9 protein-coding genes are annotated in these 24240 nt (G+C 48.8%); all 9 read right to left on the reverse strand.

Annotation, left to right across the window (positions count from 1 at the left end; genetic code table 11):
• Positions 1-81: 81 nt before the first annotated feature.
• The 9 genes from MKY23_RS24505 to cdaA all read right to left on the reverse strand — a co-directional run bounded on the left by MKY23_RS24505 (position 82) and on the right by cdaA (position 24068).
• A complete protein-coding gene (locus tag MKY23_RS24505) occupies positions 82-14874 on the reverse strand; it encodes an amino acid adenylation domain-containing protein (protein WP_339839685.1) in 14793 nt (4930 codons plus the stop codon).
• 696 nt (positions 14875-15570) lie between these two features.
• On the reverse strand, positions 15571-16854 hold the full coding sequence (gene ectB / locus MKY23_RS24510; protein ID WP_090924349.1) for a diaminobutyrate--2-oxoglutarate transaminase: 1284 nt from the start codon (positions 16852-16854) through the stop codon (positions 15571-15573).
• Positions 16841-17008, reverse strand: coding sequence for a hypothetical protein (locus tag MKY23_RS24515; protein WP_253491078.1), 168 nt, complete (start codon positions 17006-17008; stop codon positions 16841-16843). Before MKY23_RS24515 ends, ectB begins: the two co-directional genes overlap by 14 nt.
• Positions 17009-17720: 712 nt before the next feature.
• Positions 17721-19553: a glutamine--fructose-6-phosphate transaminase (isomerizing) gene (gene glmS, locus MKY23_RS24520; protein WP_090924350.1), complete on the reverse strand. Its 1833-nt coding sequence runs from the start codon at positions 19551-19553 to the stop codon at positions 17721-17723.
• 155 nt (positions 19554-19708) lie between these two features.
• Positions 19709-19954, reverse strand: coding sequence for a hypothetical protein (locus MKY23_RS24525; RefSeq protein WP_090924351.1), 246 nt, complete (start codon positions 19952-19954; stop codon positions 19709-19711).
• Positions 19955-19985: 31 nt separating this feature from the next.
• Complete coding sequence (locus MKY23_RS24530; RefSeq protein WP_186331813.1) at positions 19986-20138, reverse strand: hypothetical protein; 153 nt, start codon at positions 20136-20138, stop codon at positions 19986-19988.
• 180 nt (positions 20139-20318) lie between these two features.
• Positions 20319-21659 carry a phosphoglucosamine mutase gene (glmM, locus tag MKY23_RS24535; RefSeq protein ID WP_090924352.1) on the reverse strand — a complete coding sequence of 447 codons (1341 nt, stop codon included), beginning with the start codon at positions 21657-21659 and terminating at the stop codon, positions 20319-20321.
• Between the two features lie 77 nt (positions 21660-21736).
• The gene (locus MKY23_RS24540) at positions 21737-23236 is read right to left on the reverse strand and encodes a CdaR family protein (protein ID WP_167375837.1); all 1500 of its coding nucleotides are present in this window, start codon (positions 23234-23236) and stop codon (positions 21737-21739) included.
• A complete protein-coding gene (cdaA, locus tag MKY23_RS24545; protein ID WP_090924354.1) occupies positions 23229-24068 on the reverse strand; it encodes a diadenylate cyclase CdaA in 840 nt (279 codons plus the stop codon). Before cdaA ends, MKY23_RS24540 begins: the two co-directional genes overlap by 8 nt.
• Positions 24069-24240 lie beyond the last annotated feature (172 nt).

The raw sequence follows: 24240 nt of genomic DNA on the forward strand, positions 1-24240 counted from the left end.
ATCTAGGGCTTGCATGTAGTTCGCCATCTTACTTGGGATACTGCAGATTTCGCTAGAGACATCAAAGGCACGTTTGTAGAATCAGAACGCGAATTCGATTGTATCCACCGCATTCTTTCCGCCTGTCTCCGGTTTATGACATTCAATGCGGTTTAGCTCAAGATGTGGATTTTCCACGATTTGAGACAGCACCCGCAGGTAATCCTCGGACAGGGTACGAATCATCGTCTCTTTGAACAGCTTCGTGGCATAGAAGAAGCCTCCGCTCAGCGTGCCGTTGTTTTCATACATAAACAGAGTTAGATCGAACTTGGCTTCTTCCAACTGGTCGAGTTCAACATTTTTCAGGTTGACCCCTTCCAGTTCGACGTCGTGTTCTTCGATATTTTGCAAGTCGAAAACTGCATCGAATAACGGGAAGCGCCCTGGTTCCCGCTTCACATTCAAACGCTCCACAAGCTCTTCGAACGGATAATCCTGGTTCTCAAAAGCACCCAAAGCTGTCTCTTTCACTTCTTCAAGGTAGGACAAAAACGTTTTGTCGCCTGACGGACGATTGCGGAGCGCCAACGTATTGACAAACATTCCGATGACCGGCTCCAAATCGGCATTCGTTCTTCCCGCCACCGGGGTACCCACGATGATATCCTCTTGTCCGCTGTACTTGGAGAGCAACAAGGTATACGCCGCTAGTAGCACCATGTACAGCGTGCTTTCTTGCTGGGCTGCCAATTGACGCAATCGCTCAGAGAGAGAAGCATCAACGTCGAAATCCAGATGCATGCCTTCGTAATCGCGAATCGCAGACCGTTCATAGTCCATCGGTAAGTCGGCCCTCGAGAGCTCGCCTTCAAAGGCTTTCAGCCAGTAAGCTTCCTGCCGCCCGATCCGGTCTTGGTAATCCTTAGAGTGTTGCCAAACAGCATAATCTTTGTATTGAATCCGTAGTGGAGGCAGTTCTTCACCGGCATATAAACTTGAGAACTCATCCATCACAATTGCCATCGATACGCCGTCGGACACAATATGATGCATGTCAAACAGGAGAATATGCAGGTCCCGCTCCAGTTCTATGACTCCGGCGCGCAGAAGTGGCGGCTTGCCAAGGTCAAATGGGCGAACGAAGCCGCGAATGGTCTGCTCCATTTGAGTCACATCCTCTGGATCTGCTTGATGGTGTTCGATAGCAAAATCAACCTGCTGGTAAATGCGCTGAACCGCTTCACCCTTCACAACTTCAAAACCGGTACGTAGTGATTCATGGCGAGTTATCAATTTACGCATGGCATCTTCAAAACGCTCTAAATCAAACTCACCTTCCAACTGCACCAGTTCCGGCATGTTATAAAGCTGGTCTGCTCCGTCCAGCGTGTGCTGAATGAACAATCGCTTCTGCGCAGAGGAGAGAGGGTAGTATTCTCTCACATCCGCTTGAGGAATGGCGTCATGCTCCCGTCGCTCCATCCGGGCGACTACCTCGGCCATCGCTGCAATGGTCGAGTGACGGAATACGTCGCGCAGCGGCAGATTGACATTTAATTTCTTAAATACCTTGCCTGCCAATGACGTTGCCCGTAGAGAGTGACCACCAATGTCGAAGAAGTTCTCGTACACGCCGATCTCCTTCGTTAGCCCCAGCACCTCTTGCCAAATCGAGGCCAATTTTATTTCCAGTCCATTGCGCGGTGCGACATACTCCGCTCCGCTTCCTGCCGCCCCTTCCGGGGCTGGCAACGCCTTCCGGTCAATTTTTCCGTTTGGCGTCAGAGGCAGATGCTCCATCTTCACGAAGTACGATGGGATCATATACCCCGGCAACTCCTGTGCCAGCGCTCCACGCAGATCGTTTACTGCCAGATCCGTTCCTGTATCCGGTGTGTAATATGCACATAGCACTTTCTGCCCGTTTGCATCATTTCGAACCAGCACCACGGCTTCGCGTACATTTTCCACCCGCAAGAGTTGTGACTCGATCTCGCCTGTTTCGATCCGATACCCCCGGATTTTCGCCTGATTATCCATCCGACCGATGAAGTCCACGTTGCCGTCTTTTGTCCATCTCGCCAGGTCTCCCGTGCGATACAAACGCTCACCTGCTGAGAACGGGCTGTCTACGAACTTTTCTTCCGTCAGCTCTGGACGGTTCAAGTATCCGCGTGAGACCCCAACTCCGCCAATAACCAGTTCGCCCAGCACCCCGACAGGCACCGGATTCAGGTGTGCATCCACAATGTAAAACTTCGCATTTAGCCATGCTTTTCCGATAGGCACATGCCCCGTCTCGGGAAGCATTTCCAGTGGCTCATCATAGAAACTGGAGTCAATCGCCGCCTCAGTCACACCGTAAGCGTTGATGATTCGGAATTTCGAGCCAAAACGTTCCTGCAAGGTTCGATAATCGGCCACGCTGCAGCTGTCTGAACTTGTAATGAGCAGTTCCATCTGACTCATATCCAGCTGATTTTCATGCACATATTCCATAAACGGCACAATCAGCGCTGGCGTCGATTCGAAAATAGTCACCTGCTCTTGCTCGATCCAGTGATGTAGACGCGACGGATCAATCCGGTCGTCCTTCGGCACAATGATCATTGTGCCTCCGTTGTACAGCGTGCGTGCAATATCACCCACGAACACGTCAAACGAGAAGCTGGCAAGCTGCAATAACCGCACCGGGAACTGATCTAATCGATATTCCCTCCGGTATCCTGCCGCCGTATTCACCAGACTGCGGTGCTCGATCATAACGCCTTTGGGCTGCCCTGTCGTTCCCGACGTATAGATCACGTAGGCCAGATCCTCTGGACGGGCTTCGTGGAAATCATCCATGCCAGAACTCAGCGGCGCATTGGCCTGCTCATCGCTGTAGGAGGCTTCGTCGTCGAGATACAGCACTGCAGATAACGCTAGTTCCTCTTCACCCAGCCAAGCTTCAGCACGCTCTCGCAGTGGCGTTTGCGTGAGTAGTACCTTCGCTCCACTATCTTCGAGCATGAACCTCACGCGGTCTGCCGGATAATCCGGGTCAAGTGGTACATACGCGCCGCCTGCTTTCCAGACAGCAAGTACCGCTACCAACAAATCCACTGAACGTTCGGCAAGAATGCCGACGATGGATTCCCGGCCAATGCTACTTGCGCGCAGTGTAGCTGCCAAACGGTTCGCCCGCTCGTTCAGCTCCGCATACGTTAGACGGTCGTTCTCGTACACGACGGCCTCTGATTCAGGCGCGCGTTGCGCCTGTTCCTCAAACAGAAGGTGGAACGCAAGCGCTGGAGCCGTTTCTGCTTCTGGTTGTGCCGGGTTAAATGCGCGGAGCATTTCTTTTTCCTCAGCCGTTAACAAGCTCAGCTCAGCAATCTTCGCCTCCGGACGGCTTACAATCGTGACGAGCAATTGCTCGTAATGTTTGGCCAGCCGTTCGATGGTCTCCCTTTTATAAAGAGCCGTCGCATATTCGAAGCTGTAATCCAAGCCGTCGTTCTCCTCACCCACATCCAAGCTAATATCAAACTTGGCGGTATCCATTGCGCTCGGATAAGAAGTCAAACGGAGCCCTTCCAACTCGAATTCCTCGTTCTCCGTATTCTGCATCGTAAACAACGTGTCAAAAAGGGGATTACGGCTTAAATCACGGGTGACTTGCACCTTGTCCACCAATTCTTCGAACGGATAGTTTTGATGCTCAAAAGCATGGAGGGTCGTTTCTTTAATCTCGTTCAGGTATGACAGGAATGTCTTCTCCGAAGACGGATAACTGCGAATCGCCAGTGTATTCAAGAAAATCCCGATTAACGGTTGCACATCTCCATGGTTCCTTCCGGCAATTGGCGTACCAACAACTACATCTTCCTGACCTGAATATTTGTGCAGAAGCACGTTATAAGCAGCAAGCAACACCATGAACAGTGTCGTGCCCGTTTCTGAAGCCAACTGCTTCAGGGCATCGGTTTTCGAAACTTCTAAGAAAAACTCCAGTGTGTGACCATCGTAGCTCTGCACAGCAGGACGCGGATAATCGGTTGGCATTTCCAGCACCGGAAGTTCTCCTTGGAACATGTCCAGCCAGTACGTTTCCTGATGCTGAAGCCGTTCCTTCTGCTCCTGTGAATGTAGCCAAACGGAATAATCTTTGTACTGAATGCGTAAAGGCTCCAGTTGTTCTCCCCCATACAAGCGGACGAATTCTTCAACAAAGATCTCCATCGATACACCGTCGGAAATAATATGATGCATATCGTACATTAGAATATGGCGTTCCGGAGCAAGCTGGACAAGGCCTACTCTCAGTAGCGGAGGTTTCGCCAAGTCAAACGGACGGACAAAACGATGAACGATCTCTTCGACCTCTTGCTCATCTGCTGAGTAGAACTCCACGGCCAAATTCAAGTCTTGGTAAATCCGTTGCGCTGCTTCGCCATCCACCATCTCGAAACCGGTGCGCAACATTTCATGTCTATCCACGAGCCTACGGAATGCGTCTTCGAACCTTGCACGATCCAAAGCCCCCTCTAGCACCATGGCTTCCGGCATGTTGTAACTAAGCTCCGCACCTTCTAGTTGATTCAAAATAAAGAGACGTTTTTGAGCAAAAGATTGTGGGTACACCTCACGTCTCTCCGCCAGCGGAATAGCAACGAATTTCTGCTCATCTAGCCGGGAAATGGCAACCGCCATGTTCTCGATCATAGAATGACGAAACACCTCTCGCAGTGGCAGATCCACGTTCAACTCTTTATGAATCTTGCTGACCAGTGTCGTTGCCCGTAGGGAGTGACCGCCGATGTCGAAGAAGTTCTCGTACACGCCGATCTCCTTCGTAAGCCCCAGCACCTCCTGCCATATCGAGGCCAATTTTCTTTCTAGCTCATTGCGTGGTGCGACATACTCCGTTCCGCTTCCTGCCTCCCCTTCCGGCGCTGGCAACGCCTTCCGATCGATCTTTCCGTTCGGCGTCAGAGGCAGACAGTCCATTTCCACGAAGTACGATGGAATCATGTATCCCGGCAACTCTTGTGCCAGTGCACCTCGCAGAACGTTCATTGCCAGATCCGTTCCCGTATTCGTTGTGTAATAAGCGCATAACATCTTCTGTCCTTCTCCATCAGTTCGAACCAGAACGACTGCTTCGCGAACACCTTCCACACGCAACAGCTTCGCTTCGACCTCACCTGTTTCAATCCGGTAGCCCCGAATTTTAGCCTGGTTGTCCATTCGACCGATGAAATCCACGTTGCCGTCTTCCATCCACCTCGCCAAGTCTCCTGTGCGATACAACCGCTCACCTGCGGCAAACGGACTGTCTACGAACTTCTCCTCTGTTAATTCTGGACGGTTCAAATATCCGCGCGAGACCCCAACTCCGCCGATAACCAGTTCGCCCAGCACCCCCACAGGCACCGGATTCAGGTGCGCATCCACAATGTAAAACTTCGCATTCAACCACGCTTTTCCGATAGGCACATGCCCTGTCTCGGGCAGCATTTCCAGTGACTCGTCGTAGAAACTGGAGTCAATCGCTGCTTCCGTTACGCCATAGGTGTTGATGATTCGGAATTGCGAGCCAAAACGTTCCTGCAAGGTTCGATAATCTGCTACGCTGCAGCTGTCCGAACTTGTGATGATGAGCTCCATCTGACTCATATCCAGCTGATTTTCATGCACATATTCCATAAATGGCACAATTAACGCTGGCGTCGATTCAAAAAGGGTCACCCGCTCTTGCTCGATCCAGTGGTGCAGACGCGACGGATCAATCCGGTCGTCCTTCGGCACAATGACCATCGTGCCTCCGTTATATAGCGTGCGTGCAATATCGCCCACGAACACGTCAAACGAGAAGCTGGCAAGCTGCAATAGCCGTACCGGGAACTGATCTAATCGGTATTCCCGTCGGTATCCTGCCGCCGTATTCACCAGGCTGCGGTGCTCAATCATGACGCCTTTGGGCTGTCCTGTCGTTCCCGACGTATAGATCACGTAGGCCAGATCCTCTGGACGGGCTTCATGGAAATCACCCATACCAGAACTCATCGGTGCATTGACCCGCTCCTCGCTGTAGGTTGCTTCGTCGTCGAGGTACAGTACTGCCGACAAAGCCAGTTCCTCTTCGCCCAGCCATGCTTCGGCACGCTCTCGCAGTGGCTTTTGGGTGAGTAGTACCTTTGCTCCACTGTCTTCCAGCATGAACCGAACGCGATCTGCCGGGTAATCCGGGTCGAGCGGTACATACGCGCCGCCTGCTTTCCAGACAGCCAGCACGGCTACCAGCAAATCCACCGAACGTTCGGCGAGAATGCCGACGATGGATTCACGGCCAATGCCACTTGCTCGCAGTGTGGCCGCCAAACGGTTCGCCCGCTCGTTCAGCTCCGCATACGTTAGGCGGTCGTTTTCGTACACGACGGCCTCCGATTCAGGCGCGTGCTGCGCCTGTTCCTCGAACAGACGGTGGAACGCAGCCGCGGGAGCCGTTTCTGCTTCGGGTTGCGCCGGGTTAAATGCGCTGATCAATTCTTCCTTTTCCGCTGTAGTCAACAGATGTAGCTCAGCAATCTTCGCATCCGGACGGCTTACGATCGTCGCAAGCAAATGTCCGAAATGAGCCTGAAGTCTTCGAATCGTGCTTTCTTTATAAAGAGCTGTTGCGAATTCAAAGTTGCATTCCAACACGCCGTCTTCTTCTGTAACATCCACACTCAAGTCGAACTTGGCTGAGCCATAGTCGCTAGGGTACGGTGATAACTTCAGTCCTTTCAGTTCTATCTTTTTATCTTCCAAGTTTTGCAGGGAGAACATCGTATCAAAGAGCGGGTTGCGGCTCAGATCACGAGTGACTTGCACTTTGTCGACAAGCTCTTCAAACGGGTAGCTTTGATGCTCGTAAGCTCCTAAAGTCGTTTCTTTCACTTCTTCCAAATACGAAAGGAAGGTTTTGTCCGCAGTCGGATAATTGCGAAGTGCCAGCGTATTAACGAACATTCCGATCAAAGGCTGTGTGTCGACATGTGTTCTGCCCGCAATTGACGTTCCGACGATCAAATCGTCCTGACCTGAGTATTTATGCAATAGCACGGTATATGCCGCAAGTAACACCATATATAGCGTCGTTCCTCTTTGAGCGGCCAGTTGCTTCAAACCTTCGTTTGTCTTCTCATCGACGAAAGATGTTAACGTCTGTCCTTCAAAACTTTGCACGGCAGGACGCGGGTAGTCGGTCGGCATCTCCAGCACTGGCAAATCGCCTTGGTAACGTTCCAACCAATAGCTTTCTTCCCGTTTCAACTGCTCCTTTTGCTCGTCTGACTGTTGCCATACCGCATAGTCCTTGTATTGAATGCGTAAAGGCTCTAATGTCTCGTCGCTGTATAGACGGACGAGTTCATCGACGAATACGTCCATCGAAACCCCGTCAGAGATAATATGGTGCATGTCAAACATCAGTAAATAACGTTCGGTCGCCAGCTCTACGAGTTTCGCTCGCAGCAGTGGAGGCTTCGCCAAGTCGAAAGGCTGGATGAAGGCCTGTACAACGTCTGGCGCTTCTTCCTCGTTCGCATGGCAGTACTCCACAGCAAAGTGGGCACTCTCATAAATGCGCTGTACTGCTTCGCCTTGCACGATCTCGAAGCCGGTTCGCAGCGTTTCGTGGCGTGCAATCAGTCCGCGGAAAGCCTTTTCCAGCAGACTTCGATCGATTGTTCCTTCCACCAGTAACACACCAGGCATGTTGTAGCTCTGATCTGCTCCTTCCAGCTGATTTAGGATATACAACCGCTTCTGAGCTGATGAAAGTGGATAATATGCTCTTGTGTCTGCCAACGGAATCGATGAGAACGTCTGCTCTCCGATCCGGGATATGGCTAGGGCCATCTCTTCAATTGTCGAATAGCGAAATACGTCCCGCAGAGGCAATTCAACGTTCAACTCCTGGTGCACCTTACTTACGAGTGTTGTCGCCCGAAGTGAATGGCCGCCAAGGTCGAAGAAATTATCATGAACGCCAATGTGCCCGAGTCCGAGTACACTTTTCCAAATATCAGCCAGACTGGCTTCGAGTGGGGTCCGTGGTAGAGTCCCCTCTTCTCCAACCTGCAAGCTCTCCTCTGGCTCCGGGAGAGACCTGCGGTCAACCTTGCCGTTCGTTGTCAGTGGGAGTTGCTCTAGCTGGATCAAGTACGACGGAATCATATAGGCCGGTAGCTCCTGGGAAAGTACACTCTTCACCTCAGCCGCTGGAAGCTCAACGTCTGCTTCATAATACGCACAAAGTTGCTTTTCGCCGGAAGCACTCTCTCTGGCAAATACCGTTGTTTTCCGAATGCCCTCCACTTTCTGAAGCTGAGCTTCAATCTCGCCGAGTTCAATCCGGAAGCCACGAATCTTCACTTGGTCATCCGTCCGTCCAACGTATTCAATCGTACCGTCCGGCAACCATTTCGCTAAATCCCCCGTTCGGTACATACGTGCTCCCGGTTCAAAAGGATGTTCCACGAATTTCTCTGCCGTCAGCTCAGGCCGGTTATTATAGCCCTGTACCAAGCCTTCTCCACCAACGCATAATTCGCCAGCCACACCGATCGGCAGAAGTTGGTTCCGGCTGTCCACGATATACACCGTTGTATTACTGATGGGTCTTCCTATAGGAACGGTAACGGCTGTGTCATCAATGAAGTCGACCGGAAGGTATGTGGTATACACTGTGCTTTCCGATGGGCCATACAGGTGGTTAAGTTTTCCCGGCCCGATATGGGCGAGCGCTTTACGCACATGGCCAACCGACACTCGCTCTCCTCCGAACAATATTGCCCGGACATCTCGCAAGCAGTCGATGTTCACATCTACAAGCACGTTGAAAAACGCCGTCGTTATCAGCATCACAGAAATATGCTCACGCTGAATGAGATCCGCAAGCTGACCAATCTCCAGCACAGTCTCACGAGGAACCAGTACTAACTTTGCTCCGTTGGTCAAAGCACCAAAAATATCGAAGATCGCTCCGTCAAACGAATAACTCGAAAGCTGGAGGACATGGTCGTGCTCCGTGATGTCAATATAATTCGTATTTCGTACAATACGCACGATGTTACGATGTGAAACAAGGTTGCCTTTCGGCTTGCCCGTCGTGCCTGACGTATAGATGATGCATGCCAGATCTGTCGCTTCCGTGCCTGGATGTAGATCAGTGCTGTCCTCATGATAGAAAAATTCATCATCCAATAAGATCACGGAGTCCGAATCCGCCATACGTTCACGCAAGTGGCTTTGGGTCAGCATGACCTGAGCTCCCGAATCCTCGATCAGAAAACGAATACGCTCCTCTGGATATTCCGGATCAATTGGTACGTAACCCGCTCCGGCTTTGTGTGCCGCCAGCATACCCACCACCATTTCAATCGAACGCTCAGCCATAATAGCGACTAGTCTCCCTCGGGTTATCCCGTGACTACGCAAGGTACGGGCAAGGCGGTTGACACGTTCATTCAGAGCGCGGTAGGTCATCTCGTGTCCATTCAAGGTGACAGCAGTTGCATCCGGGATGCGCCCCGCTTGTTCCTGGAACAATTGAATGAGCGTCTTATCGCGAGGAAACGCTGTGGTGGTATCGTTAAAACGTTCGAGCAGGTCCGTCTTTTCTGCCTCCGTCACAAGTTCCAACTCACCCACCGCAATTTTCGGATTAGCCGTCACCTGCTCCAGCAGATGTACGAGATGCCCCTTCAGTCGCTCGATACTATCTTTGTCGAACACTTCAGCATTAAAATCGAACCTGATTTCGATCTCGGCTCCTGGTGATACGGTCACGTTGAAGTTATAGTTAGTCTGCTCCTCCATCTGAACGTCTGCGATCGTCAGTTCCCCATGGTTCTGGTCGCCCGCTTGCTCCATCTGTTCATCTACAGGATAATTCTCGAAAGCGATGATATGGTTGATCAAGTTCTGCTTTTGCAAGCTGAGAGCTTGAATCTCATACAGCGGATAGTAATCATAACTCCCTGACTCCAGCGCTCGCTCCTGAAGCTTCACCATCAGGTTGGCAAATACGGTGTCGGCTTCACTCGTGACACGAACCGGAACTGTATTTATAAACAGACCGATCATGGACTCGACGCCTGGAATCTCCACCGGTCTTCCGGCTACAACGCTACCAAATACGGCATCGTGGGTTCCGTTATATTTTTGCAACATCACACCCCATGTAGCCTGCAAAAGTGTATTTACCGTAACCAGGTGCTGTTTCGCTACCTGATCCATCCGTTCACTTAAATCCTTGCCCAGCAGAGCTGTGACGTGATCGGCTTTAAATCTGTTATGCGGCGCTGATTCCTTTTGCCCGGGGAGTACCGTTTGCCCCTCATAACCTGCCAAGAATGCCGTCCAATAATCGGATGCTGCCTTATCGTCCTGCTTCTCCAACCATTCGATATAAGTACCGTAATCTGCTCCTTTATCTACTACCGGTTGCTCACCAGAGATCAAAGCAGAATACACCTCAAACAGCTCCTGTGTCAGCTGAGACAGACACCAACCATCCATTAAAATATGCTGGAAACTCCACAATACATGGTAGCTTTGCTCTTCAGTACGGAGGATCGTAAAGCGAACAAGTGCATCATGTTCCATGTCGAAGCCGCGAAGTTTGTCATCCTCAGCCTTTTTGTCCAGATAGGCCTGTTTTTCATCCATTTTCAAATGAAGCAACTCTTCATATTCGAATCCAACTGGTTTATCACGGTACACAATTTGCAACGGCTCCCCTGTTGGACCTTTCACAAAATTCGCCCGTAACACCAGATGTCGTTTCGCAAGCTCCATCCAGCTTTTCTCGAAAAGCTGGACATTGAGTGCTCCCCGCATCGTAAATCGCGTCTGCTCGAAGTAAGCGGCTGTTTGCTGATCAAGCGCGCTGTGGAACCACATACCCTTTTGCATCGGCGTAAGCGAGTAAATATTTTCGATTTCCCCGAGATGACCGGAACGCTGAGCGATTTGCTCCAATGCTGTAATGGTCAAACCTTTAAATTGTACGTCGCTTGGTGTCAGTTCGGTATGTTCTTTCCCTACACAGTGCGCTATGAGCTCTCGGAGACTTTGCTCCAGTCCTTGAGCAAAAAATTCCATTGTTTCCTTCCGATACTGCTTTCGACTGTAGCTAAGATCAAGCGATAAAGCTCCGTCCAGCACCATGCCGTTAATATCCAGCACAAAGCTGCGGGCCTGCCGATCACTAGCCGGGCTACCACTGGAATAAGCAGATATGCCGATCTCATCTTGATTGACATCATCGTCGAACTGACCGAGGTAATTAAAATTAATTTCCGGCTCTGCGCCCCAAACCAAGCTATCCTCCGACTTGGAGAGATAACGGCATACGCCATAGCCAAGACCTTTGTTAGGAATGCGGCGCAAGCGTTCCTTGACCTGTTTAATCTGGTAGGCCAAATCCCGATCGCTTTCCGGCTCCAGGACCACTGGAAATTTGGTCGTAAACCAGCCAACTGTGCGATTAATGTCGATATCAGTTCCGATGGATTCACGTCCATGTCCTTCGAGATTGATCCGCACACGTTCGTGTCCTGTCCAATTGCGAATGGCTATGCCGAGCGCCGTAATTAAAATATCATTCATTTCAGTGTTATAAGCTCGGTGAACCCGCTTCAGTAACAGCTCTGTTTCTTCGGGAGTTAGACGGACGAATAGTGATTCGCTGTCTTGTTGTGTCGTCATATCCGTCTCCATATCCTTCGGTATGGCCGGAACCTCAATTAGCTCCACGTCCTGCCAGTAGGCTCGCTCCTTCGCAAGCTCCGCACTTTGTGCGTAAGCGGCCAGTTGTTCTGACCAAGTGCGGTACGCATCCGTTTTCGCCGGGAAACGAATGTCCTCGTTTTTGACTGCCTGCTCATAACCCTGTGCGAAATCCTCCATCAAAATACGCCAAGATACACCGTCCACCACAGCATGGTGAACCGTCAGTAACAGATGATCCCCATCCGCACACTGAAAGAGTCCCGCTTTCATAAGAGGCCCATTCTCCAGATTAATACCTGCTTGAATGTCCGTTGCCTTCGCTTCCACAACCTGCCCGGTGTGTTGCTCATCCTTGAAGTCGAACACATCCAGCGTGAACAACCCGCCTTCCTGAATTGCTCGGTTCCGGGCGCTGAACCCTTGTTCCGTCTTACGGAATACCATTCGCAAAGCGTCATGATGTTCGGCCAGCTTTTGCAGTACATGTCCTACCGTTTCTTCGTCGAATCGGTCCTTTCGGTACAGCATCACCGACTGATTGAAATGATGGGAATCCACAAAGGAGCTCTCGAAAAACCATTGCTGGATCGGCGTCAGTACTGTTTCACCCGTAACTTCTCCTTGATCGATGGTACGTCCAATCGGTTTCACATGCAGACTGAGCTGTGAGATCTTCGGATATTTGAACAAATCCCGGATTTCCAGCTTGTATCCGGCTTGATGAAGACGCGAAGATACTTGAATGGACTTAATCGAGTCTCCACCAAGCTCAAAGAAGTGATCCGTTACCCCAACGCGATCAGCGTTCAATACGGCCTGCCATACATCAGCAAGAGTCCGCTCCACTTCATTTCGGGGAGCTACGTACTCGCCTCCAATCAGTGCATTTCCTTCTGGGGCAGGCAAAGCCTTGCGGTCAATTTTGTCGTTCGGCGTAAGGGGCATCCTTGGAAGCTGAACAAAATGGGCCGGAATCATGTAATTCGGCAAGTTTTGTGCCAGCGTGCTTCTCAGCTCACCTAGTGTAAGTGGGTGGCTCGCGACCAGGTAAGCACACAGTTCTTGGCCGCTTTTGCCTTCCCTCGCTATTACGATTGTCTCCTGTACAGAGTCAATCTTCAGAAGTTGCTCTTCAATCTCCCCGATCTCGATTCGGAATCCACGGATTTTCACCTGATGGTCGATCCGTCCCAAATACTCCATATTTCCGTCTGGAAGCCAGCGGGCCAGATCTCCCGTCCGGTAAAGGCGTTCTCCCGGTACAAACGGATGTTCCACGAACTTCTCTGCCGTTAGCTCCGGTTGGTTCAGATAACCTCTCGCAAGTCCCACACCTGCTACGCACAACTCGCCGTCCACTCCTGGAGGTACAAGTTGCAGGTTGGCATCCAGAATAAAAATCTGGTGATTCGCCAGTGGCCGCCCGATCGGAATCACTCTATGTTCCGGTTGCTCCTCATTCGCATCCCAAAGTGTCGTAACAATGGACGCTTCAGTAGGACCATAAGCATTGAAATAGTGAACCTTCGTTTTCCACTGTTGCACGAATTCGGCTGATACTGCCGAGCCTCCCGTTACGAGTTTCGTTAAACTAGGGAGTTGATCCGGGTGCAAATAAGCGCTATACGTTGGCGGCAAAATGGCCGCTGTAATTGCATGCTCATTCATATAATGCTCGAACAAACGAGTGTCGAGAATCGTTTCGGCTGTAGGAATGTACAAAGTCGCACCAAAGTAGAGCGCTTTGAACATTTCCCAGCAGGATGCATCGAATGACAGACTGGCGAATTGAACAATTCGGTCTCGCTCCGTAATACCAAGCCTGTCCGCAAACATCAATTTCAAGCTTACCAAGCCCCGATGCTCCAGCATGACTCCTTTGGGTTTGCCTGTCGTACCTGACGTATAAATGACATAAGCGAGGTCATTCGGGCCACTAGCGAGCTCCAGATCCGCCCCATCGTTGTCATAGGAGTTCTCGTCATCCAGTGCAAGAACAGTCCCTTTGAAAGGTACTTGGTGCATCAGCTCCCTTTGAGTCAGTAGCAGCTGCGCGTTAGAGTCCTCCAGAATGTATCGGATTCGTTCTTCCGGGTATTCGGGATCAATGGGTACGTAAGCACCGCCAGCTTTTAGAACCGCCAGAATACCAACAACCGTCTCCAGCGACCTCCTTACCATCAAGCCGACCAATTGATTGGGTAACACGCCGACGGATCGCAGTGTTCTCGCAAGCCGGTTAGCTCGTTCATTCAACTCCGCGTATGAAAGTTGCTGATTCTCAAAAACAACTGCCGTTGCTTCTGGCACCCGCTGTACCTGTTCTTCTATGAGTTGATGGATTGTCCAATCCCGGGCATAGTCCTGCTTGGTATCGTTAAAGCTTTGGAGCAATTTAATTTTCTCTTCTTCAGACAACATATCAATCTTCACGATGTCCAGTTCCAGCTCGTGGAGACCCACAGTTAGCAGGCTGTTGAGATGACCAACAACCCGAGTCATGAATTCAGAATCATATAAATGCTCGTTGTATAAAAGAGCTAACTGTATGGTCCCGCCGGTTATGCTGAACTCAAAAGAACAATCTGTGACCACATATGGTGTGATTTCATCCGTATGTAGCTCCTTTAGAGATACTAGTGTATGGATGATTGGCTTCCCGTCCTCATATTGCAAGTCCAGCTTCTCCGTCATTTTCGAGAACGGAATATGTTGATGCTGAATCACTTCCGGTAAGGAAGTCCTCAATTCATTCAGAAGTGTTTTAAAAGTCACACCCGCCGCAAACGAGTTTTTTAATATGACGGTATGATTAATGGAGCGTCGCTGTTCCGTCTTTTTCGGTACAATCGGCATACCAACCAAAATGTCGGAAGCGCCTGTATATTTATATAAAAGTGACTGCACACCCGCAAGCATAATCATAAACGTCGCCAGCGGAGTCCCCTTACTCATTTGTAGGACACGTTGCGACGCTTTCTCTGAAAGCGAACCACTAACGGTTGTCATCATGGGTCTTAAAGGGCTTTGCGTTTTGCTATAAGGTAACCGCGTCAGAATATCATCATCACTACCGAGTTTTTCGTTCCAAAACAACGTTTCTTTTTCAAAAGCCACCTGGATCGTTCCCCTCTCTTCATCGGTAAAAGCAATCCGGCAGAGCCTATGCCGCAGCAATGCTCCCCGCCTTTTCAAAATGTGATAACAATAGCTATGGCTTATGCCAAATCACCGCTCTGCTTATCCAATTGATCGCATATGGCAATCTTCTGCCTGGCAACGATCTCGAACGACTACCCTGCTTGAAAAAAATAGAGACATCGTTTACGCAAAAGGTGTATCTGTTACTGACTCCCTTGCTTCAATATGTTTACTGTGAACACAGATGCCCGAAAACGGACCTTACATTTAACCTTGGATTCGGAATTGGAATTAGAGGTAGACAAGGGAGGCTCATCCCATTGATGTAAGACGTGCTGTAGGATTCCAGAGGCAGCAGGAAATCAGCCGTACCTTCGGATTTTGCAACGGAGTTACCTTGATCAAAACCTATGTTAAGGGGCATTGATACACTCTATGTACGCTTAATGCATTCCCCCGCAGTCCCGATGTGGATAAGTCAAGATCAGGCCGCGGGGTAGTGATCTTTTCCCGGGCGATTACATGTGAAGATGGTATTTCATGAGGTTCTCAAAAATGCTCTGTATTAGATGAACGGGTTAGTCCTAGGAATAGAAATGAATTCCATGTTGCCTGACGCGCGGCCCCCTGAAAGAAGTTCTATTCCTATTGCCAGCGCACCCGTCGGTTTGACCAAACTTAGGTTGTTACCAGCAAACGCTGGGCCTCTTGAGAGATTACCTGCTGAATACTAGACTTGATAATATCGCAACCAGCAGCCAGATTCTCCATGGAAACAGTCAGCGGAGGCATGATCTTCAGGACGAGGTCCCCTCTGCCGGCCCTTTCAATAATAAGCCCATTCTCGAAACTGATCTCCGACATCCGCTTCGCCCCGGCTTCATCCGTAAAGCCCGAAACGTCAATGCCCCAGATCAGGCCAAGCCCGCGGATGGTGATGGAAGGATGTAGAGGTTTGATTTCTTTATCAAGGAACGCTCGCACGAACTCTTCCTTCTGCTTCACCTGTTGTTCCAAGGCTACTCTATCCCGGAACTCAAGAGCAGCCTTGGCAGCCACAAAAGCAAGCTGGTTGCCGCGGAAGGTGCCGTTGTGTTCCCCTGGCGTCCAGAGATCCAGTTCAGGCTTCAGGAGCAGGAGGGACATTGGCAGGCCGTACCCGCTGATCGACTTTGACAGGGTAATCAGATCCGGCTCAATCCCCGCACGTTCGAAGGAGAAGAATTCGCCAGTTCGGCCGCAACCGACTTGAATCTCATCGGTAATGAGCAGTATATCGTGCTTGCGGCAAATCTGTTGCAATCCGCGTAGCCACTGTGCGTCAGCAACATGAATGCCGCCTTCAGCTTGAACTGTTTCGAGCAGAATGGCAGCCGGCTTATCAACTCCGGAGTGCGAATCCGTTAGAATATTTTCAATATAACCAAGTGTATCCATATCTGCGAAAGCTCCACTCGGATGTGGTATGAAGGTAACTCCATCCAGAGGAAGCCCCGCTCCTTCCCTCATCGACTTGGAGCTTGTTGCCGAGAGGCTGCCAAGTGACATGCCGTGGAAACCGCCCATGAATGCAAAGATGCCGGTTCTTTTCTTCGCCTTGCGTGCAAGCTTGAGTGCCGCTTCCACCGCATTTGTACCCGTCGGACCGCAGAATTGAAGCTTGTAATTCAGCTTCTTTGGCTCCAAGATTCGTTCCGAGAAGCTCTGGATGAATTCGCGCTTGGCCATTGTGTACATATCGAGACCATGCATAATCCGATCGGAGGTCAGATAATCTAGAATCCGACCTTTAATATAATCGTTGTTATGACCATAGTTCAGTGCTCCAGCACCTGCAAAAAAATCAATGTATGCTCTTCCATCCTCAGCATATAACAGGTCTTCCTTGGCCCGGTCGAATACTACCGGAAAGCTTCTGCAGTAAGATCTTACGTTAGATTCCAGCTTCTCAAAAATGCTCACGCGCTTCATCCTCCATCGTAATTGGGATAAGTTTAGCTTCATTCTTTCTGAAACTTCTGGCGTCATCGAGCAAAAAATTCTTGGCTGTCGTTACCACAATTGTCGGTCCTCGCATGCCGGCTTGCTGGGTATCCAGTAGACTGGTCTCTCGCACACAGCTTAGGTATGTATAAAAACCCACCAATTCTATTTTTTTCAATAATTGGAAGGTCGACCTGCGTAGAATTATATCAAATTTCCAAAGAATGTATAGTAAAATTTTGGTTAAATTAGATCTTTGAAGTATAAAGTGTTAATATTTTGCCTTAAATTAACACAATTAGGAGGGAAATAAGCAGAGTTTGTCATCAATCGAGGAATTCAACAGGAATGATTTACCAATAATTCGAATGGTACTAATGGTATATATTACCTTCACTTCCTCCGTCGAAGCTTTGAATCCTTTCACTTTACAAAAATTTAACATGATTGTCCTAAATTGATCTCGTTAACTTATATAAGCAGAAGAATTTAAGAAGTTATACTTTCATTTTAATTTACTTTTGTTTTGTAAAGATTAGCAGAGCTAAAAATTACGTTGATGTCGATTTAACAACTATTTTACGAAGTGCCTTACTTGCTATTTCGATACGTGGAAGGCTCTCTCTTCTTCATTTGGCTTCGTCTTTTTCTTTCATTTTCACTACAACGAATGATTAAGGCTGTATCGTATATTTTTGAAAACTAAAAAAAGGAAGCCACGAGTCAATCTCTCGGGCTCCCTTTTCGATGTTAAAACTTTTTTCGTACCATACGATTCAAAACTCTTTTACTAGTTCACAACTTTTTCATCACTGAACATGTGCTTGTTCATTCAAGCCAGGGTTTTACTCAACCGTTACACTTTTCGCCAAGTTACGTGGTTTATCGACATCGTGACCCAGAGCGAGGGAAGCGTAATATGCCAGCAATTGCAACGCTACAACAGACAGAGCTGGGCTTAGAAGTGGCAGTGTCTTAGGAATCGCAAACGCTTGGTCAACGGATTTAAGCAATGGAGCTACGTGCTCTTCGTACGTAATCGCCAGTACGTCTGCGCCACGTGCTTTTACTTCTTTGATGTTACTTACCGTTTTCTCCAGTACGTTCTCCTGTGTTGCCAAGGCAATAACAGGAATACCGTCCTCGATCAACGCGAGTGTACCGTGTTTCAACTCACCTGCAGCATAAGCTTCAGAGTGAATATAAGAGATTTCTTTCAGTTTCAATGAGCCTTCTTGTGCTACCGCATAATCCAAACCACGGCCGATGAAGAAGAGATGTTCATGTTTAGAGATTTGCTCCGCATACCCTTTAATCGCATCCGCTTGCTCCAGCATGGATTCCACTTGTTCAGGCAGTGCTTGCATCGCTGCCAGTGTGTGTGCAATCTCATCCGGTGTTTGTGTACCACGTACTTGTGCAAGGTACAGACCAAGCAGGTTGAACGCGATCAACTGGGACGTGTAAGCCTTAGTGGAAGCCACGGCGATCTCAGGTCCAGCCAATGTAGCAATTACATCGTCTGCATCACGTGCAATCGAGCTACCCACAACATTTGTAATCGCCAGTACATGCGCACCGTTAGATTGAGCTTCACGCAGTGCTGCCAGCGTATCTGCTGTTTCACCGGATTGGCTTACCACAATTACAAGTGTATCTTTATGAACGATCGGCGAACGGTAACGATACTCGGAAGCAACATCCGTTTCAACCGGAATACGAACCATTTGTTCAATCACTGTACGTCCAACCAGACCAGCATGGTACGCTGTACCACATGCGATGATTTGAACGTTACGAATATTTTTAATTTGCTCTTCCGTCATTTTGAGCTCAGGAAGCTGCACTTTTTTGCCTTCATTGTCGATGCGACCCAGCATTGTATCACGATATGCTTTTGGTTGCTCATGAATCTCTTTCAACATAAAGTGCTCAAATCCGCCTTTTTCCGCGGTTACTGCATCCCAATCGACACGAATCATTTCCCGAGAAATAAAATTGCCCTCAATCGTCATCAATTCGACAGCATCATGTGTCAATACAGCCATTTCGCCATCATTCAGAATGTACACATTACGTGTATGTTCCAGAATTGCCGGAATATCGGAACCAATGAAGTTCTCGCCTTCACCAACACCAATAATCAATGGACTAGCTTGACGCACAGCAACAAGTTTCTCAGGCTCATGCTCTGTCAATACACCCAGTGCGAATGCACCACGCAACAACGTGATCACTTTTTGCACAGTTTTAACAATATCACCATTGTATTCACGTGCAACCAGGTGAGAAATGACTTCAGTATCTGTCTCGGAAGTAAACGTGTGACCTTGGGAGATCAGCTCATCCTTCAGCTCCAGATAGTTCTCAATAATCCCGTTATGCACAACGGAAAACTTCTGGCTTCCATCCGTGTGTGGATGGGAATTCTCGTCCGATGGTTTACCATGCGTAGCCCAGCGAGTGTGTCCGATTCCGGCATTACCTACCAGCGGAGCACCATCCAGCTTTGCTTCAAGATTCGCCAAACGTCCAAGAGCTTTCGTAATTTGCAGACCTTGCGGTGTAAATACAGCGATCCCTGCAGAGTCATAACCACGATACTCGAGCTTTTTCAATCCTTCGACCAATACCGATTGAGTGTTCTTATTACCAATATATCCAACAATACCGCACATAATTTAGTTCCTCCGTTTGTATATGAATACTGTGTCTGGAAGAGAAACAGGCAGAGGTGGACGTATTGGAAAATGATAGATTGCTTACCGTATCATGAATATCATTTCCTATTCAATTATCAATGATTAGAACGGCCTTCTGCCGCTCTGTGTGTTCATGCTCTATTACGAATGCAATCATGAATGTACATCATTTTCCCGTCCGCGCACTGTTTACGCTCTTCACGCACATTCATTTTGAATTTTATCTGATCCTTTGCACCTACCGGCGCGTTGTGTGGACAGTCACCTATCCATTTTCCGCAATCCGGTTTACGGCTCTGGTGCATCACCGGGAGGTCCCCGCCGAACAATCCGAACACCTCCACCTCGTCAGCTTGATTGCCGTCCATGTTTCCCATGTTATCTCCTGATTAGCAAAAGAGAAATCCATCAACATGCGTCCCGCGCAACTCCAAGCTCTGGCGCTTGTGTAACTGTAACCTTACAATCCTCACTTTCCGTGTCTGAATGACGACTCCACTCATTATATGCACCTGAAGTCCATTTTGCAATGGAGCAAAGTACCTGTAACCATTTCAGCATATTTACCCACGCTCCCAGCCAAATAATCAGACCCATAGTCTTATCTGGCCAGGACGCAGGAACAATGAATGAATCGTTAATATATGGAATCAAAGCAGCCTCTGTATAACCATATGCCAAGATATCTATTTTGTGAAAAATAACACTCAAATCGCATGACAACAGGCTTTTTTCAGTAGGTTATACCAGTTCTTTTTGCACAACATCTGCAATCTGGGATACAAACTGCTCCAGCTCATCCTTATCCGGCCCTTCAGCCATAACACGGATCAAGGACTCGGTACCCGATGCACGAACAAGCACACGACCATTATCCCCCAGTTTTTCTTCTACTGCAGCGATCGCTTCTCCGATGGCAACATTGCCTTCGTATTTGCTCTTGTCTTCAACACGAACGTTAACCAGCACTTGTGGGTACTGTGTCATGATTGCTTTCAACTCACTCAGCTTTTTACCTGAAGCTTTCAGTGTGTCGACAAGTTGAATCGCCGTTAGCATGCCATCTCCCGTCGTATTGTAGTCCAGGAAAATAACGTGACCCGACTGCTCGCCGCCCAGGTTATATCCACCACGACGCATCTCTTCCATCACATAGCGGTCACCAACAGCCGTTTTGGCTGTTTTCAGCGCAAGCTTCTCTGTTGCTTTGTAGAAACCAATATTACTCATAACGGTAGACACCACCGTGCTATCTTTCAGCTTACCTGCCCGATTCATCGCGTCTCCGCAAATACACAGAATAAAGTCGCCATCCACTTCGGCACCCGTTTCATCAATAGCAATCAGACGATCGGCATCCCCGTCAAAAGCAAGACCAAGATCCGCTTGATGTTTCAGCACCTCTTGCTTTAAATGCTCCGGATGAGTCGAACCGCACTGCTCGTTAATGTTCAGACCGTTCGGCTCAGCGCCAATGGCAATAACTTCAGCCCCAAGCTCACTGAATAATTTTGGTGCCAGCTCATATGCCGCACCATTGGCACAGTCGAGTACAATTTTGAGACCAGAGAACGACTCGGATACAGTGGTTTTCAGATAATCCAGATAACGATAACGAGATTGCTCATCCATCGTCACCGTTCCAAGACCTGCACCAACGGGGCGTGGCAGTTCATCTTTTGCCGCATCCATCAGTTCTTCGATCCGGTTCTCCGTCTCATCCGATAGCTTGAAGCCATCTCCACCGAAAAATTTGATACCGTTATCCTCAACAGGATTGTGGGAAGCCGAGATCATTACACCCGCGTCTGCTTTGAGCAAACGAGTAATATAAGCGACACCTGGTGTAGACACAACGCCTAAACGAATTACATCCGCTCCAATAGACAACAGACCCGCTACGAGTGCTGATTCCAGCATAAGTCCGGAGATTCGTGTGTCCATGCCGATCACTACTTTAGGTCTTTCCACCCCACCTGCAAGCACATAACCACCACAGCGTCCGATGCTGTAAGCCAGCTCCGCCGTCAATTCTTTATTCGCAACCCCTCTTACACCATCTGTACCAAAATATTTACCCATGATCTAACTCCTTCTATTTGCATCATATATGAGCACATCAATATCATTTTTAGATTTGAAAATAAAAAATTGCATAATTACGGATTAGAACCAGATTTACTGCCGTTATTATTATTTGCATTGTTATTTACACTACCACGATTGGTCGCTGCACTTCCCTGCTGAGTTTGATCCTGCTGTTCCGTATTCGATTCGTTTTGCTCTTCTACAGGATCTGTGTTTGGCTGTCCATTCTCAACTTCTGCCGGTGATGGATCTGGCCCTGAGGGATTATCCTCACCAGAATTTTGCTCTGGAGGAGCAGTCGCATCTGCGGCTTTCTCACTGATCTTCACCGTGGCACTTAAATTATTAGACGCCTCATCCAGCTTAGCGAACCGGGGCAGATTAGCTTCCAGTTTAATCTCATGTGTGCCCACACCAAGTCCCTGGAGATTGGCTGTAAGCTTGATGTCATCACCACTGAGACCTTCAAGCATGGTTCTTGGCCCACTTAGTGTAATGTTCTGTCCACCACTTTTTGGAGTAACCAACTCACCTTCCAGCCCGTTCCCCACGCCAGTTAAATGAATCGGCACGTTGGGAAAGACTTTGGTCGTTGTTTCGACCTCATCATATGGGGACACCGTCACCTTGATCTGAATCGAACTAGGCTCGATTTTCTCAGAACCAGAGGGCGGCGTCAAGTCCACGTTAACTGTAGAGGTACCAGACTCCGTGAATTGCGTAAGATCAAGAGTAGCTTGGTCGTAGGACTGTATACCTGCAAGTGCACCCTCACTCCCATAAATCGAGACTTCTTTCACGCTCGGCTCGACCGAGGACAGCACCAGACCCTCTGGTAACTGTCCCGAATATTTGATCCTCAAGGGAACTTTAGTGTAGGGCTGATTGACTGGTATTCGAACTTCGACTGTTTGAGGTGATATGGTTGCATTCTCGATGACTTTACCCTCAGCATCATATGCCTGAAGCTTCACTTTTTTCTGAATTATATCTTCCTTCGCATCTTTAACACTGACACTGCCCTGAACACTCGCCACAGCATCAAGCTGTCCTTCCGGCAGAGTTACCTTAACTGGAGCAGAAGGCTCAACCACGGGCGTTCCAGCCGTATATCCAGCCGAAGGCTCTCCTTCGGGTACAATATTCACATTGAACGATTTGGTGCCCAATTTCTCCACGTTCACCGTTACCATGGAAGGTTCCATACTGACCACTTCAACGCCGGAAGGCAGATCAGGTACAAGCGGCAGTGTGTTCGAACCATCTTTAACCTGGCTCAAATCAACCAGAACCTTATAATCATCATTGGTAAAAATGGACGTAAGCATTGAACGCTGTCCTTTAATCTCCAGCCGCACCTCATCTGTGCTAAGTGAAGTAAGAACATAAGCATTACTATCCAGCCCATATGGCTGAACAGGTACAGTACGCTCCACAACCTTGCTCGATATCCCCGTTGTGATGGTTGGTGTAGTTGGTACTTCATCCAGATGAATCATGAACCAGAGAAGCAGGCTTACCGCCAGTGCAAGTATTTTCGCAAAGTTATTGTTGTTAAACCATTTATCCATTGTTACGTCCCCCCTTCCGTTTCCAGAAGGTTGACCATGCATTCTTTTTGCTCAGGTTGGAGGTCGGTCGCAATTCCTCATACAGCTTGGCAATCAACGACTCTTCCTTAATATCACGAACTACCTGTCCATTCATCGCCAGAGAAACTTGCCCTGTCTCCTCCGAAACAACCAGACAGATTGCATCGGCCACCTCCGTTATTCCGATTGCCGCACGGTGGCGCGTTCCCAATTCCTTACTGATAAACGGATTCTCGGATAATGGCAGGTAACAGGCTGCTGCAGATATTTGTTTTCCTTGAATGATGACTGCCCCATCATGGAGCGGCGTGTTGGGAATGAAAATGTTAATCATCAGTTCAGAACTGACGAGAGATTGCATCTTGATCCCGGATTCCGTGTAGTCATTCAGTCCTGTTTCACGCTCGAAGACGACAAGTGCACCAATTTTACGGCGAGACAAATAGTTAACGGACTTAATAATTTCACCAATTAACACGGTTAACTCTTCATCACTTGCGGCGGCTGAGCGCCCAAACAGTTTACCTCGACCCAATTGTTCCAAACCACGACGGAGTTCCGGCTGGAATATGATAAACACCGCAACAACCCCAAACGTAAACATCTGGTTCATTAGCCATTTAAGTGTATACAGATTTAGCCATGTGCTTAACGCCCAGATCAACACCAGGAACAAAATTCCTTTCAGTAGCTGAACCGCGCGTGTACCCCGCACAAGCAAAATCAGTTTGTACATAATATAGGTAACGATCAATATATCGATAACGTCCTTAATGGACTCTTTCCACGTTAAGTCAGCAAAATAATTCATAAGCCAGCCCCCGCTATCCCCATTGATGAGTAAACTCTGATCTCATATTAACCATTTGGGATTTTACATAATCCCTTCTTCGCATTTATTCAATGCTTATCTATATGTAGTATGTTCTCATTACTATCTAGGTTATAACGTTACCGTTCAGGTTGCAAGTTACTCCAGTCAC

This window comes from Paenibacillus sp. FSL R7-0272, assembly GCF_037969905.1.
Lineage (GTDB): Bacteria > Bacillota > Bacilli > Paenibacillales > Paenibacillaceae > Paenibacillus > Paenibacillus polysaccharolyticus.